The 14,743-nt window shown below is 44.9% G+C and carries 13 protein-coding genes and 1 pseudogene; 8 read left to right on the top strand and 6 right to left on the bottom strand.

Annotated features, from left to right (window positions below):
• Positions 1 to 176 precede the first annotated feature (176 nt).
• The 4 genes and pseudogenes from K1X61_00695 to K1X61_00680 form a co-directional block, all read right to left on the bottom strand.
• Positions 177 to 659: a hypothetical protein gene (locus K1X61_00695; protein ID MBX7107140.1), complete on the bottom strand. Its 483-nt coding sequence runs from the start codon at positions 657 to 659 to the stop codon at positions 177 to 179.
• A gap of 45 nt (positions 660 to 704) precedes the next feature.
• A pseudogene (locus K1X61_00690) lies at positions 705 to 851 on the bottom strand (hypothetical protein).
• 3 nt (positions 852 to 854) lie between these two features.
• Positions 855 to 1,097 carry an acylglycerol kinase family protein gene (locus tag K1X61_00685; protein MBX7107139.1) on the bottom strand — a complete coding sequence of 81 codons (243 nt, stop codon included), beginning with the start codon at positions 1,095 to 1,097 and terminating at the stop codon, positions 855 to 857.
• 141 nt (positions 1,098 to 1,238) lie between these two features.
• A complete protein-coding gene (locus tag K1X61_00680) occupies positions 1,239 to 1,652 on the bottom strand; it encodes a BrxA/BrxB family bacilliredoxin (GenBank protein ID MBX7107138.1) in 414 nt (137 codons plus the stop codon).
• 226 nt (positions 1,653 to 1,878) lie between these two features.
• Between K1X61_00680 and ahcY the strand changes: the two genes are divergently transcribed.
• Both ahcY and K1X61_00670 read left to right on the top strand, forming a co-directional pair.
• Positions 1,879 to 3,198: an adenosylhomocysteinase gene (gene ahcY, locus K1X61_00675; protein MBX7107137.1), complete on the top strand. Its 1,320-nt coding sequence runs from the start codon at positions 1,879 to 1,881 to the stop codon at positions 3,196 to 3,198.
• 87 nt (positions 3,199 to 3,285) lie between these two features.
• A complete protein-coding gene (locus K1X61_00670; protein ID MBX7107136.1) occupies positions 3,286 to 4,002 on the top strand; it encodes a pyridoxine 5'-phosphate synthase in 717 nt (238 codons plus the stop codon).
• A gap of 159 nt (positions 4,003 to 4,161) precedes the next feature.
• On the opposite strand, the gene rplS is transcribed toward K1X61_00670, so the two are convergent.
• Positions 4,162 to 4,542 carry a 50S ribosomal protein L19 gene (gene rplS / locus K1X61_00665; GenBank protein ID MBX7107135.1) on the bottom strand — a complete coding sequence of 127 codons (381 nt, stop codon included), beginning with the start codon at positions 4,540 to 4,542 and terminating at the stop codon, positions 4,162 to 4,164.
• A gap of 272 nt (positions 4,543 to 4,814) precedes the next feature.
• Here rplS and pckA point away from each other — a divergent pair, with 272 nt between their 5' ends.
• The 3 genes from pckA (at position 4,815) to K1X61_00650 (ending at position 7,958) form a co-directional block, all read left to right on the top strand.
• Complete coding sequence (gene pckA, locus K1X61_00660) at positions 4,815 to 6,428, top strand: phosphoenolpyruvate carboxykinase (ATP) (GenBank protein MBX7107134.1); 1,614 nt, start codon at positions 4,815 to 4,817, stop codon at positions 6,426 to 6,428.
• Positions 6,429 to 6,494: 66 nt separating this feature from the next.
• Positions 6,495 to 7,217, top strand: a complete 723-nt coding sequence (locus K1X61_00655; GenBank protein ID MBX7107133.1) for a 16S rRNA (uracil(1498)-N(3))-methyltransferase — start codon at positions 6,495 to 6,497, stop codon at positions 7,215 to 7,217.
• A 51-nt stretch (positions 7,218 to 7,268) separates the two neighbouring features.
• Positions 7,269 to 7,958 (top strand): DUF4159 domain-containing protein, encoded by a 690-nt coding sequence (locus tag K1X61_00650; GenBank protein ID MBX7107132.1) that lies wholly within the window; start codon positions 7,269 to 7,271, stop codon positions 7,956 to 7,958.
• A 207-nt stretch (positions 7,959 to 8,165) separates the two neighbouring features.
• Here the strand turns inward: K1X61_00650 and K1X61_00645 are convergent, their stop codons facing one another.
• Positions 8,166 to 9,215 carry a quinone-dependent dihydroorotate dehydrogenase gene (locus K1X61_00645; GenBank protein ID MBX7107131.1) on the bottom strand — a complete coding sequence of 350 codons (1,050 nt, stop codon included), beginning with the start codon at positions 9,213 to 9,215 and terminating at the stop codon, positions 8,166 to 8,168.
• A 112-nt stretch (positions 9,216 to 9,327) separates the two neighbouring features.
• Here K1X61_00645 and K1X61_00640 point away from each other — a divergent pair, with 112 nt between their 5' ends.
• The 3 genes from K1X61_00640 to K1X61_00630 all read left to right on the top strand — a co-directional run bounded on the left by K1X61_00640 (position 9,328) and on the right by K1X61_00630 (position 14,536).
• The gene (locus K1X61_00640) at positions 9,328 to 10,593 is read left to right on the top strand and encodes a replication-associated recombination protein A (protein ID MBX7107130.1); all 1,266 of its coding nucleotides are present in this window, start codon (positions 9,328 to 9,330) and stop codon (positions 10,591 to 10,593) included.
• 126 nt (positions 10,594 to 10,719) lie between these two features.
• Positions 10,720 to 12,198 carry an oligosaccharide flippase family protein gene (locus K1X61_00635; protein ID MBX7107129.1) on the top strand — a complete coding sequence of 493 codons (1,479 nt, stop codon included), beginning with the start codon at positions 10,720 to 10,722 and terminating at the stop codon, positions 12,196 to 12,198.
• A gap of 133 nt (positions 12,199 to 12,331) precedes the next feature.
• Positions 12,332 to 14,536 (top strand): gliding motility-associated C-terminal domain-containing protein, encoded by a 2,205-nt coding sequence (locus K1X61_00630; protein ID MBX7107128.1) that lies wholly within the window; start codon positions 12,332 to 12,334, stop codon positions 14,534 to 14,536.
• Positions 14,537 to 14,743: the final 207 nt, after the last annotated feature.

The raw sequence follows: 14,743 nt of genomic DNA, 5'->3' as shown, positions 1-14,743 counted from the left end.
TCCGGCCCGCAGCCGGACTTTTTTTTATGTCAAACATGTTTGTGAAGAAGTTAGCTGCTGACAGAGGTATATAGATTGGCGCAGCCGGTTGTAAACGCATATTGATCATTCTGCATTTCTCATGCAGGCCGTTACCAACAGCAGTGTTTAGAGTAGTTGTTTTAAAAGTGCCGGCGTCAGGGAACCACTACCCTGATGCATTTTTCAATTATTTGCAGGTGTACATCGCCGTATCCAAGCACCTCACCATCGCATTCAACCGGAAGATATGGAGTGGATTTGATGGTCATGCTTTTCTTTCTGTGCCTGCTTACTTTCTTATGCTTCAAAAAATTTCCGCTGAAAAGTCCGGGAATATTGATGATCACTTCTGCTTTACTGATCTCCCTCACAATCGTAATATCAAACAGGCCATCATCATCGATGGCATCTGGCGCCATCTTCATGCCGCCGCCGCAATATTTGCCGATACCGGCATTCATATTGTAAATCATTCCCTTCACTTCACCGTCTTCCAGCTCAACAGAAACATCTGTAATGCGGTACCTGAAAAGTGCATCAAAAATGCCCAGCACAAATGCAAAAATTCCTTTTTTGATACCGGAAGAAACGCCTTCAATGCGCTCTGCCACCAATCCCTGAAAGCCAAAGCCCGCCATGTTAATAAAATATTTTGGGGCTACAGCACGGCTGATGAAACTGATTTTGCCTGCATCATGCAATGCGTTTTTGCCGGATGCTATCAGTGCAACGGCTTGTCTGGCTGATCCAGGAATTTTATGAGTTCGAATCCAGTCGTTGCCGGTGCCTATCGGGATAAGCCCTAAAGTAATATTTCGTGAATCCGTAATACTTTATTGCAGGATTCCGTTCACTGCCAGGTTAAGCGTGCCATCCCCACCAACAGCTATCAGTTTCCTGTATCCCTGATCAATGGCTGTTGTTACCTGTTGTACGGCATCTGCTGCGCTGGTTGAAAACTGGTGCTCGAAATTGATGCCGGCTTCATGTAAAAGCTCAGCAATAACCGGCCAGTGCTTTCCGGCTTTATGGCCGGCAGCGGCAGGGTTTATCAGTACGAACCACTTTTCAGTCACCTTCAAAGATGCATAAAAGACAGCTACTTTACTTACCGTCACAGGATACGTACAAGAGCCGGTAATGCAACCGGCTCTGTATACAACAGGCTACCGGAAAGTAAATCAGAACCTTATGCCGGAGAAGTTATGGCAGGTGAATCAGCAAAAATGATCGTACACCTGCTCGAGGTGTTTCGCAATGATGGATGCAGGCCGTCCTTCAATCTGATGCCGTTCTACCATATGAACAAGCTGATTGTCTTTAAATAAAGCAATCGCCGGCGATGAAGGAGGGTAGGGCAACAAAAATTCGCGGGCCGTTTTTGTCGCTTCCTGATCGACCCCTGCGAAAACGGTGTAGAGATGGTTGGGTTTCTTCTCTCCCTGCAACGATTCAATAATTCCCGGCCGGGCACTGCCGGCTGCGCAGCCGCAAACCGAATTAACCACCAATAACATGGTGCCTGCGTTATTTTTTATCGCTTCGGCCGTTTCCTCGGCCGTCTTTAATTCCTTAAAGCCTTCATTGGTCAGTTCTCTTGCCATGGGAATTACCATTTCTGCTGGATACATATGGTTGTGGATTTTGGTGCAAAAATAAATCGAATCGCGTTGAAAAGGTCTGAAGAAGGAAAAAAGTTCGTATCAGCCACATTTTTCTCCGTCATGCAGTTGTCAGAAGCCTGGTTTGGAAAGGCCTGCTGGCATTGATGGCCGTATTACTTTTCATTACAGATGAACATTTACAGCGCTCTTTTGTAATTTTGCCAGCCTTACTACTAAAAAAATTAATCCGCCAATGACTAAAAGCACTTTAGAATTAACACTTCCTTATAAAGTTAAGGACATCACATTAGCTGAATGGGGTAGAAAAGAAATAGCACTTGCCGAGGCGGAAATGCCGGGCCTTATGGCAATCCGTGAAGAATATGGAGCGCAAAAACCACTGAAAGGTGCAAGAATAGCAGGTTGCCTGCACATGACCATACAAACAGCCGTCTTGATTGAAACACTGACTGCACTGGGCGCTGAAGTACGGTGGTCGTCCTGCAACATCTTTTCAACACAGGATCATGCCGCCGCTGCCATTGCCGCCGCAGGCATTCCGGTATTTGCCTGGAAGGGAATGAATGAGGCTGATTTCAACTGGTGCATTGAACAGACACTCTTTTTTGGTAACACGGATCGTCCGTTGAACATGATTCTTGACGATGGCGGTGACCTCACCAACATGGTTTTTGATGTTTATCCGGAACTGATTGCGCACATTCGCGGCCTGTCTGAGGAGACTACTACCGGCGTTCATCGTTTATATGAAAGAATGGCCAAAGGCACATTGCCGATGCCTGCTATTAATGTCAATGATTCTGTAACCAAATCCAAGTTCGATAATAAGTATGGCTGCCGCGAATCGCTCGTCGATGCCATCAGGAGAGGAACGGACCTGATGCTGGCTGGTAAAGTGGCCGTCGTTGCAGGCTTCGGCGATGTAGGTAAAGGATCGGCAGAGTCACTGAGTGGCGCTAATGCCCGGGTTATTGTAACAGAGATTGACCCGATTTGTGCCCTGCAGGCAGCGATGGAAGGGTATGAAGTGAAGAAGATGATGGATGCCATCAGGGAAGCAGACATTGTTGTTACCGCATCAGGTTGTCATGGAGTGATAAGGGAAGAACATTTCAGGCTGATGAAAGACAAAACAGTTGTTTGCAATATCGGGCATTTTGATGTGGAGCTTGACATGGCATGGCTGAATGAAAATTACGGTCACACCAAGGTGGTTATCAAACCGCAGGTTGATAAATACACGATTGACGGAAAGGACATTATCATACTGGCTGAAGGCCGCCTGGTGAACCTTGGCGTGGCTATGGGTCACCCGTCTTTTGTAATGTCAACATCGTTTACTAATCAGGTATTGGCGCAACTGGAACTCTGGCTGCGGAGCGATCAATATGAACATAAAGTTTACACGCTGCCGAAACATCTGGATGAAAAAGTGGCCCGCCTGCATCTTGCTAAAATCGGTGTTGAAATTGATGAACTGACTGAAGAACAGGCCATCTATCTTGGCATTCCCAAAGAAGGTCCGTTCAAACCGGAATATTACCGCTACTAATATTTTGTTCATCAGCTGCTAAATGATCCGGGAGGAGTTTCTGTTGTGAAACTCCTCTTTTCTTTTCTGAACCTGAATCAGATAATCATGACTAGGTTAAGTGTCAACATTAACAAAATTGCTACCCTTCGAAATGCCCGAGGACACAATTTGCCGGATGTAATCAAAGTTGCTGCTGACTGTGAGCGTTTTGGCGCTGAAGGAATAACCGTACATCCAAGGCCCGATGAGCGGCATATCCGCTACAATGATGTAGTGCAGTTGAAGGAGGTGGTGACAACAGAGCTGAACATCGAGGGCTTCCCAGATAGCAGGTTTATGGAACTGGTGTCGCGTGTCAGGCCGGCACAGGCTACTCTTGTGCCCGACGCACCCAATGTGATTACGAGTAACCAGGGATGGGATACCATCAGGCACCAGTCCTTCCTGCAGGAACGGATTGCCGATTTACATGCTGCGGGTATCCGGGTATCTCTCTTTATTGATCCGATTGAGCAGTTTATTGAGATGGCTAAAACAATTGGTGCAGAGAGAGTTGAATTATATACCGGCCCTTATGCTGCCCTGTTTGCTGAGCATAAACAATCAGCGATAGAGAGCTATGTGCATGCGGCAAAGTATGCTGCCGAAATCGGGTTGGAATTGAATGCAGGCCACGACCTGAATTTGAAAAATCTGCGTTACTTCAAACAACAAATTCCCTGGTTAAAGGAAGTTTCTATAGGCCATGCTTTGATATGTGATGCCTTATACTTCGGGCTGGAGAACACTATTCAGATGTATTTACGCGAGCTGAAAGGTTAATAGCCTGCATGGCTCGCTGCACTTTTGTATCGTCAGCGGTTGTGATGCGGGGTGTCAAATGATTATAATGTTCTACTCCGAATGCTTTCCATAACAGGATAGGTGCCAATGAAAAAGCCCGTTGTGGTAACACAACGGGCTTTTGGAACAATTATGTTATCAGGCGTTTTCTGTAACGGCAGTTGTCGCAGTCGGCATCCTTTTTTCCCTGATGCGGGCTTTTTTGCCTTTCAGATCCCGGATGTAATAGATACGGGCCCTTCTTACTTTTCCATGTTTATTCACTTCTATGCTCTCGATACTCGGCGAAAACAATGGGAATACGCGTTCAACACCTATACCATTGGATATTTTGCGTACGGTAAAGGTTTGGGTAGCACCATTTCCTTTACGTTGAATCACTTCTCCGCGATAAGCCTGGATCCGTTCCTTGCTTCCTTCAATAATTTTATAGTTTACCGTCACATTATCGCCGGCTTTAAAATCGGGATATTCTTTCTTTTGCGTCACCTCCTGGTGAAAAAATTTGATCGCGTCCATGAACTGGTCATTTTTAAGAGAGGGCAAAGATATGTTTTTTACGGAATTATGGATGACAGGATGAAATATTCTTTGCCCCTGCATTAAAAATCAGCAAGAGCTGCCAAGCTGCGTCCTTCGGCGATGACTGCTCACGCATTTCATTTCCCTGGCGGTTTATTACAGGAAGCAAATGGTTGTATGATTTGCTTTTCTCATGGGTGGAAGCATTCATTGGGCAGACAAAAAATACTATATTTGCCGCCCTTCGCTTTTCACCAAAAAACAAGCTCATGATTGAAAAAGGAATGAAGAATCCATCGGCCGATTTATCGCTTTACGGGTTAAAGGATGTTGCTGAAGCACATTGGAACCTGACACAGGATGAGTTGATTGATCAGACTGTATCACTCGGATTAGGTGTCATAACAGATTCCGGGGCACTAACTGTGGATACCGGTCTTTTTACCGGAAGGGCGCCAAAGGATAAATTTTTTGTGAAGGATGCAATAACCAGGGATACTATTTATTGGGGCGATGTAAACATCCCGATTGATGAAGCTAAATTTGATGCGCTATATAAAAAGATGACCGCATATTTGGCGGGTAAGAACGTATATATTAAAGATGCCGGTGCCTGCGCAGATCCCAAATACCGTTTGAATGTGAGGCTGATTACCGAATTGCCCTGGGCTGCCCTGTTTGCCGGGAACATGTTTCTGCGACCAACACAAGAGGAAATCAAATCCATAGTACCCGACTGGGTGATTATTCACGCACCTTCCTTCAAGGCAGATCCGGCTACAGATGGTACCCGGCAGGAGAATTTTGCCATTCTGAATTTTGCGAAGAAGATGATTATCATCGGGGGAACTGCCTATACGGGTGAAATTAAGAAGGGCATTTTTACGGTTCTGAATTATGTACTGCCGCAGGAACGTGGCGTACTGGCTATGCATTGTTCTGCCAATATTGGTGAGAAAGGGGATACTGCAGTGTTCTTTGGCTTGTCAGGCACCGGCAAAACGACTTTAAGCGCCGATCCCAACAGGGGACTGATTGGTGATGATGAGCATGGCTGGAGTGATGAAGGGATCTTTAATTTCGAAGGTGGCTGCTACGCTAAATGTGTAAATCTCACAGAAGAGAAAGAGCCGGAAATATTTAAAGCAATTAAACGTGGCGCTTTACTGGAGAATGTCCGTTTCTTTCCCGGGACTAATACAGTCAATTATGACGACATATCCGTCACTGAAAATACCCGCGTTTCATACCCGATCGACTTCATCAGTAATGCCGTTAAACCATCTATTGGTGGTATCCCTAAGAACATTTTTTTCCTGACGTGCGATGCATACGGAATTCTTCCACCTATTTCAAAATTGAGCCCGGGACAAGCCATGTATTGGTTCTTGTCGGGTTATACGGCCAAGGTAGCCGGAACCGAAGCAGGAATTACAGAACCCAAGATTGCTTTTTCTACGTGTTTCGGAGCGCCTTTCCTTCCATTAAACCCAAATACTTATGCTGGTATGCTGGCTGATAAGATGAAGAAGTATGGTGCGAATGTATGGCTCGTTAATACCGGCTGGACCGGTGGCGCCTATGGTATTGGAAAACGAATGAAGCTCTCTTATACCAGGGCTATGATTACAGAGGCTTTGAAAGGAAACCTCGAGAAAGCTAAGTTTGATGTTCATCCTGTTTTTGGTGTCGCTTATCCGCTCAGTTGTGATCAGGTTCCCGATGAGATTCTTAACCCGAGAAATACGTGGGATGACAAACAGGCTTATGACGATCAGGCCAATGCCCTGGCTGTACAGTTCCTGAAAAACTTTGAAAAGTTCGCTGCCACAGCCCATCCTGAAACACTCGCTGCGGCTCCAAAGGCTTCAGTCAGCGCTTGAAAACACTAATATAACTTATTGATCACAGGGGCGAAAGCCCCTTTTTAATGCAATAACTGTTCTGGTATGGAATTATACTATGCTGCTGCGACAGAAAATAACCTGGTTCATCTTGACAATGAAGAGTCCCATCATTGTATAAAAGTTATGAGGCATCGCATCGGCGATTTGCTGACGGTTACAGATGGAAGAGGCAGCAAATTTTCCGCAACAATTCTCAATGATGACAGGCAGGCCTGCGTGTTACAGAAGGTTCAGATCCTGCAAAATGTGACGAAGGGAAATGTAGGACTTCATCTTGCCATAGCACCAACCAAGAACATTGACCGTTTTGAATGGTTGCTGGAAAAGGCAACCGAGATCGGGATAGATGAAATAACACCAATCATCACACATCGCGCTGAACGCACCCACATCAAGATGGAACGTCTTCAGAAGTTGTTGATTTCCGCGATGAAACAGTCGCTGCGGTGCTGGCTTCCGCAGTTGCATGAACCTGTTCTCTTTGACCATTTTATTAATATGGAAGGCAAGGATGCAACACAAAACGCCGCGGCACTGAAAACTATCTGTCATTGTCAGCGGCATGATTTGCCTCTCCTCAAACAGATTTGTATGCATAAGCAAGAAGTATTAATCCTTGTTGGGCCGGAAGGTGATTTTACAATGGAGGAGATTGCCCTGGCTGAAAGCAACGGCTGCATTGCATCGAGCCTCGGCGAGGCAAGGCTCAGGACTGAAACGGCAGGGCTCATTGCTTTGCACACCGTTCACCTGTTAAATGATTAGCTTGCTTTTTGTTTTACGAATGATCACTTTCAGAACTATTAATAACTGCTGATGAATTTTCCGAAAGTTTCCACTGCAAATGTTTTGGTCGCGCTGCTGACTGTTACACTGTGGTTAACCGGTTTCAGTTCTGCACCAACGCTTAAGCTGGCACTGATGAAGTATAAAGGCGGTGGTGATTGGTACAATGATGTGAACTCGCTGAAGAACCTGGCTAAATTCTGTAATGATAACCTGGCAACTAATTTCGACCTTGAACATGCAATCGTAGAACCGGGCAGCCCTGATATTTTCAACTATCCATTTGTCTACATGACCGGACACGGGAACTTTACACTGGATAATGAAGAAGCAGGCAATTTAAGATCCTACCTGGCCGGCGGAGGGTTTCTTTTAATAAATGATGACTATGGAATTGATCCTTATGTCAGATTAGCCATGAAAAAAGTATTCCCTGAACTCGAATTTGTCGAATTGCCTTTTTCGCACCCTATTTATCACCAGAAATTTGATTTTCCGAATGGCTTGCCAAAAATTCATGAGCATGATAATAAAGTCCCACGCGGATATGGGTTGATCTTCGACGGCAGGCTGGTTTGCTTTTATGATTTTGAATGTGACCTGGGCGATGGCTGGGATGATGTACATAATGATCCGCAGCCTGTGAGAGAGAAAGCTTTACAAATGGGCGCTAATATCATACAGTATGTCTTTTCCCTTAAAAGTGAAAAGAGATTGTGAATGCGTAAAGTAGTATCTGGTTATGATACATGTTTATGCTGTACCGACTTAGTATAAACGGGTCTTTTATAAGTACACAACAATCGCTTAATTATTTCATATCAATTCCCTGAACTTTGGGATGCGTTTTCTTTTCCATAAGGATGAGCGGTATTTCAGCGTTACTGAGTCGCTGCCACAAGGAATAATCAGTTAAAAGGAGAAGGGTTAAACTTTACTACTAAAATTCTTAATCAGTTGCCGGTTGATCTGCCTGATCAGTGATGGACCTTCATAAATAAGACCTGTATAGATTTGAATGATATCTGCGCCCGCATCAAGTTTGGCTATTGCCTCCTCAGCTGAATCAATACCACCAACACCTATGATACAAAACTGCTGCTGCGATTTTGCCTTGAGGTAACGAATTACTTCCGTTGATCGGCTGGCAAGTGGCCGGCCGCTTAATCCGCCACTGCCGCATTTTTCAACAATGGCGGGCGAACTCTTTAACCTTTCCCGTGAAGTAGTCGTGTTGGTTGCCACTATGCCGGCCAGCTGAGTCTTTGTAACAATTTCTACAATCTCATCCAGTTGCGTATTGGAAAGGTCAGGTGCGATTTTCAGGAATACCGGCTTTGGTTTTTCATGTTGGTGATTCAAAGATTGCAGATGAGTCAGCAATGCGAGTAACGGCTCTTTTTCCTGCAGCGACCGTAGCCCGGGTGTATTGGGAGAACTTACATTAATTACGAAGTAATCAACATAGTCAAACAGCTTTTCGAAACAGGTAGCGTAGTCCTGTATCGCTTTTTCGTTTGGAGTGGATTTGTTTTTTCCGATGTTACCACCAATAATGATATGCTTCCTGTCAATCACTTTTAGCCGTGCTGCCATCACATCAACACCCTCATTGTTAAATCCCATCCTGTTCACCAGCGCTTTATCTGCCGGCAGTCGGAATGATCTCGGCCGTTCGTTGCCTGGCTGCGGCAGTGGTGTAACTGTTCCCACCTCTATGGAACCAAATCCAAGGGCGCGCATGGCACGGATATGTTTGGCGTCTTTATCAAAGCCGGCCGCCAGGCCAACAGGATTCGGGAAATGCATGCCGGAAACATTTTTTTCAAGGCTTGGATGTTTCGTATGCCATATTGTTCGCATCAGCCATTCGCTCCCCGGAATTTTAAGCAGGAACTCCAGCCACCATATAACAAAATGGTGTGCTTTTTCCGGCGGCAGGAGAAATAAAATCGGTTTAAGAATTTGTTTGTACACGCGGCTTAACTTCGCGGCAAAAATAGAATTCACTTTTTGAATGCACCGGCCAAAATTGAAAGCAGTGAAATGGCGGGTATTATTTTCTTCCGGTTATAAATTCATTTGACCTATGAAACATAAAATACCATTAGCGGAACGCATGAGGCCTCAGTCCATGGAGGAGTTCATAGGCCAGGAGCACTTAACGGGCGATAACGGCGTGTTGAAAAAAATACTTTATGGCGGCCAGCTTCCGTCCATGATTTTCTGGGGTCCGCCCGGTGTAGGTAAAACTACGCTGGCAAACATTATTGCTGTCCGTTCCGGCTTGCCATTTTTTACGCTGAGTGCAATCAGTTCAGGAGTAAAAGAGGTACGGGAGGTGATTGATACAGCCAGGAAATCCGGTAAGGCCATTCTGTTTATTGATGAAATTCACCGGTTTAATAAATCGCAGCAGGATTCGTTATTGGGAGCCGTTGAAAAAGGAATCATCACGCTGATCGGCGCAACAACGGAAAATCCTTCTTTTGAAGTGATTGCTCCATTGCTGTCACGTTGCCAGGTTTATGTTTTACAGGAACTTAACAAAACGCACCTGCTGCAATTGCTGCATAATGCAATGTTGCATGACAGCGTTTTGCAAAGTAAAAAAATCACGATCCGTGAGCAGGAAGCATTACTGCTGTTGAGCGGCGGTGATGCACGGAAACTGCTGAATCTTTTTGAACTGGTGATAGATGCCATAGGAGAAGAGGAGATCATCATCACCAATTCACTGGTTACTTCCATAGCACAGCAAAAAATTGCATTGTATGATAAATCGGGCGAGCAGCATTACGACATCATTTCTGCCTTCATTAAATCTATTCGCGGCAGCGATCCCAATGCAGCACTGTACTGGTTAGCCCGGATGATAGCAGGAGGGGAAGATCCCAGGTTTATTGCCAGGAGAATGCTGATACTGGCATCAGAAGATATCGGGAATGCCAATCCGACCGCTTTTGTGATGGCGAATAATTGTTTCCAGGCAGTTGATGTTATTGGATATCCAGAGTGCCGTATCCTGCTGTCTCAAACAGTTATTTACCTCGCCACCTCGCCAAAAAGCAATGCCGCTTACGTGGCTATCGAAGATGCTCTGCGCCTGGTAAAAGAGCATGGCGATCTGCCGGTTCCTTTACATCTGCGCAATGCCCCTACCAGACTGATGAAGGAATTAAATTATGGGAAGGACTATCAATACGCTCATTCATTTGAGAATAATTTTGTTCTGCTGGAGTTTCTGCCGGAAAAGATCAGCGGATCCAGAGTATATGAACCCGGAAAAAATGCAAGGGAGCTGGAAATGCGTGAATTTCTGAAGCAACGCTGGAAAGAGAAATATGAATATTGACACGCAACTATCAGTGTGTTAGTTTTTGAAGCCTGCACTCATCGCGAGTGACAGCCTAGCATCCTGATCCGTACTACGGTGTCAATAATTACGTTAAGCGCGTATCTTTAGCCATTCAATGATTTAATGGGTATTGTAAAACGTCAAAGTGTACAGGCTTCGGTAATTTCTTATGCCGGAGTTTTGATCGGTTATGTGAACCTCATACTGCTGTTTCCCAAATTTCTCTCCCCGGAACAGTTTGGATTGACCAGGTTGATGATTGCAGTAGGTGTCATTTTTTCGCAGTTCGCTTTGCTTGGTTCTTCCGTCACAATCCTTCGCTTTTTTCCTTACCTGCAGGATAAAAAATCAAAACATCATGGTTTCCTGAGTTTCCTTCTGCTCATTTCCATGACAGGATTTACCATTTTCACCGTGTTGCTGATCCTCTTCAAAAACACCGTAGCCGGATATTTCATCAGTAAGTCTGCGCTCTTTGTTGAATATTATTTCTATGTCTTTCCGCTCTCTTTTTTCCTGATGGTGTATGAGTTGTTTTTTATGTATATGCGGTCACTCTACAAAAATGTGGTGGCGATCCTGATAAAGGAAGTAGTGCTGCGATTGCTGCAGACCGCTGCATTAACGTTGCTGATTTACAGGCTGGTGGATTTTGACGGGTTCTTTCTGCTATTTATCGGAAGCTACTTCATCCATCTGATCGCCATTCTTGTATATGCAGCTTATCTCCGGCAACTCTTTATTTTTTCCAGGATTGACTTTAAAGGACTCGTTTCTAAAAATGAATTAATCCGCTACTCAATGTTCATGTTTGTGGCGGCAATTTCATCTTATTACACAGCCAACATCGATCAGATCATGCTGGCTTCCATGGTAGGTTTGGACAGTAATGCTGTTTATTCCATTGCATTTTTTATCGGCACGATGATTCAGATTCCCGGAAGGGCGATGAACCAGGTTTCCATTCCAATCATCACCGATGGCTGGAAACGAAAAGACCTTCATAAATTGCAGGAGTTATATACACAGACTTCACTCAATCAGCTCATCATCGGCGGATTCATCTTCCTGGTTGTGTGGATCAATATTGATTTATTGCTCAATTTTCTACCGCCCGCATACCATGAAGCTAAATTCGTAATTGCCATAGTAGGATTAGGAAAACTCTTTGACCTTGCCACAGGCGTGAACGGCGAAATACTTGTATTGTCGAAACATTCCAAGGTGACAACAGCCACATTTCTGATCCTGATTGTCGTCTCAACCCTTGCTAATCTATTCCTGATTCCCATTTGGGGTATTGCCGGTTCTGCTGCAGCAACGGCACTTTCGCTGGTATTGTATAATACCATCAGAATGGCCTTTCTTTTTTATCAATACCGGCTGCAACCTTTTAACCTGAATACTTTGAAGGCCTGCCTTTTGCTGATAGCAGGATTCGGATTATTTTACCTGTTGCCCGAAACTGCCAATATCTGGTTTAACAGTTTTTACCAGACTGCCTGCCTTACGATTGTTCTGTGCGTTGCTGTAATTGTATTCCGGATTTCCCCTGAAATCGCAGTCTCCTATAAATGGGCGCTTGAAAAGCTGCATCTGTAATATCAGATATTAATATATTATAAACTATGTGTGGTCATTATCCTCGTAAATTGTTAATTACGGTGAAGCCATGTTTGTTAATATAAAGGGTAACCTATACCTTCGGGAATCCATTGATCATTATACTGAAAAAATGAAAATTCTTACCCGACTATTTCTTACCATAACTGTTGCATTTTTCTTGCACTCAAATGCTAATGCACAGTTGATTGTTGGAACGGTATCCACTCCTGAAGAATTGGCAGCAAGCCTTGTTGGAAGTGGCGTTTCAATCAGTAATGTAACGCTCAGCTGTCCTGACGGTGCCTGGGGTTCTTTTGATGGTACCAATTCTAACCTTGGCATGGATGCCGGAATTATACTTGCCTGCGGCGAAATTACCAATGCCGTTGGTCCGAATGTCTCATCCGGCATCACTACCGATTTCCAGGATCCCGGTGATGCTGATCTGGAAGCACTTGCCGGTCAGTCAACGCATGATGCCTGTATCCTGGAATTTGATGTGAAAGCCACGGGTGACACCTTAAGGTTTAAATATGTATTCGCATCCGATGAATACACAGAATATGTTGGATCGATCAATGATATTTTTGCATTTTTCATAAGTGGTCCCGGTATTTCCGGCACGCAGAACATTGCCTTGCTTCCGGGTACTTCAAATCCGGTTTCGATCTCAACAGTCAACTGCCTCAACGGATCTCCTTACTACATCTGTAATGACCCTGATAATTTTCAATGTCCTACTTCCTACAATTGCCCTGAGCTTGCCAGCGAGACAACCATTGAGTATGACGGACTAACTGTGATTCTGACTGCTATTGCTGTGGTGCAACCCTGTGAAACATATCACCTGAAACTTGCCATCGCCGATGCATCCGATGGCATACTTGATTCAGGTGTATTTATTGAAGCCGGTAGTCTTGTTGCAGCAGGAATTTCGGTGGAACCCCAATCGGCTTATATTGATCCGGTAACGAATCTGCCTGCTGTGGTAGAAGGTTGTCTCGACGGTTCTTTTGACTTTACGCTCTCGAACCCGCTTCCAGATACTTCTTATATTTATTTTGCAATAGGGGGTACGGCAACGGAAGCCACTGACTATTCTCCTTTAGCTGACAGTTTATTGGTTTTACCAGGCGCCACGAACTTATCAATGGAAGTTCATCCGTTAACAGATGCCATTGCCGAAGGTGCTGAATCCGTTACGATCTATCTTTACCTGAGTTGTTCGCCCATACCTTATGATTCAGCTACCGTTTATATCGTGGATAATATCAACGCTGTTGCCAGCAATGACACTACGATTTGTGCCGGTCAGAGCGTTACTTTGTCTGTGAATGATGCCGATACCTATAATTGGGGACCAGCCATTGGCCTGTCCTGTACCAACTGTCAGCATCCTGTTGCCACGCCGCCCGTTACAACTACTTATATCATTTTTATTACCATAGGAACATGCATCGCCTCCGATACGGTTACTATTCATGTTGATAATCCTACGCCCGTGTATGCCGGTGTTGATCAGGAATTGTGCCTGGGTCAATCAGTACAGCTTAATGCAACGAATGCTACCTCATATACCTGGACGCCGTCTGCTGGTCTTAGCAGCACGACCGTTCCAAATCCAACTGCCACACCTACCGTCACTACCACTTATTATGTGACAGGGGTGAATGGCTGTTTCACCACCACTGATACTGTAGTGGTAATCGTACATCCGTTACCCGATGTAACAGTTTCTCCGGGATTCACGGTTTGCCCAGGAACAGTGGTTGATCTTTTTGCCTCCGGTGGAGTAAGTTATGCCTGGTTTCCTGCCGGTGGTGTTACCGACCCAAACAGTGCTGCAACAACGGCAGTGGTGGATTTTACCACAGAATATTTTGTACTCGTGACCGATGGCTTCGGCTGTGTTGATACTGGTAAGGTCACCTATACGGCTTATGATATACCGGATATTACCATAAGCCCGGATACAACAATTTACCTTGGAAACAGCTATCCCATTATCGTCACCGGTGGTGCAGGTTATCAGTGGTCGCCAGCTACTGGCTTAAGTTCAACCAATACGGCAGACCCTATTGCGACGCCAACAGAAACTACTACTTATACGGTTACGATTACTACGGCAGATGGCTGTATTATCATTGATTCAGTCACTGTAAAGGTTAAGTATGATGCATTGGTTGAGGTTGCTTCCGGTTTTTCGCCGAACAGCGATGGGAAGAATGATGTGCTGCATGTACTGGTCAGGGGTGTTTTCAACCTGAAGCATTTTTATGTCTACAACCGTTGGGGTGAACTGGTATTTGAAACAACTGATCTTGCGAAGGGATAGGACGGGACTTATCAAAATGAACCGCAGGAGGTCGGGGTCTATGTTTACGCTGTGGACGGAACGGACATTAAAGGATTAACAATTCAGAAGCATGGCAGTGTAACACTGTTACGATGAAGCATTCCCTGTCAGCCGGAAATTTTACTTTCTGACTAAAAATCGTAACTTGAGCCATTCAGACACAGCGTTTTGCGATACCATTTTTTA

This window comes from Chitinophagales bacterium (assembly GCA_019694975.1).
GTDB lineage: Bacteria > Bacteroidota > Bacteroidia > Chitinophagales > UBA10324 > JACCZZ01.
Note: the sequence above shows the minus strand (reverse complement) of the source record. Positions and strands in the feature narration are given on the sequence as shown.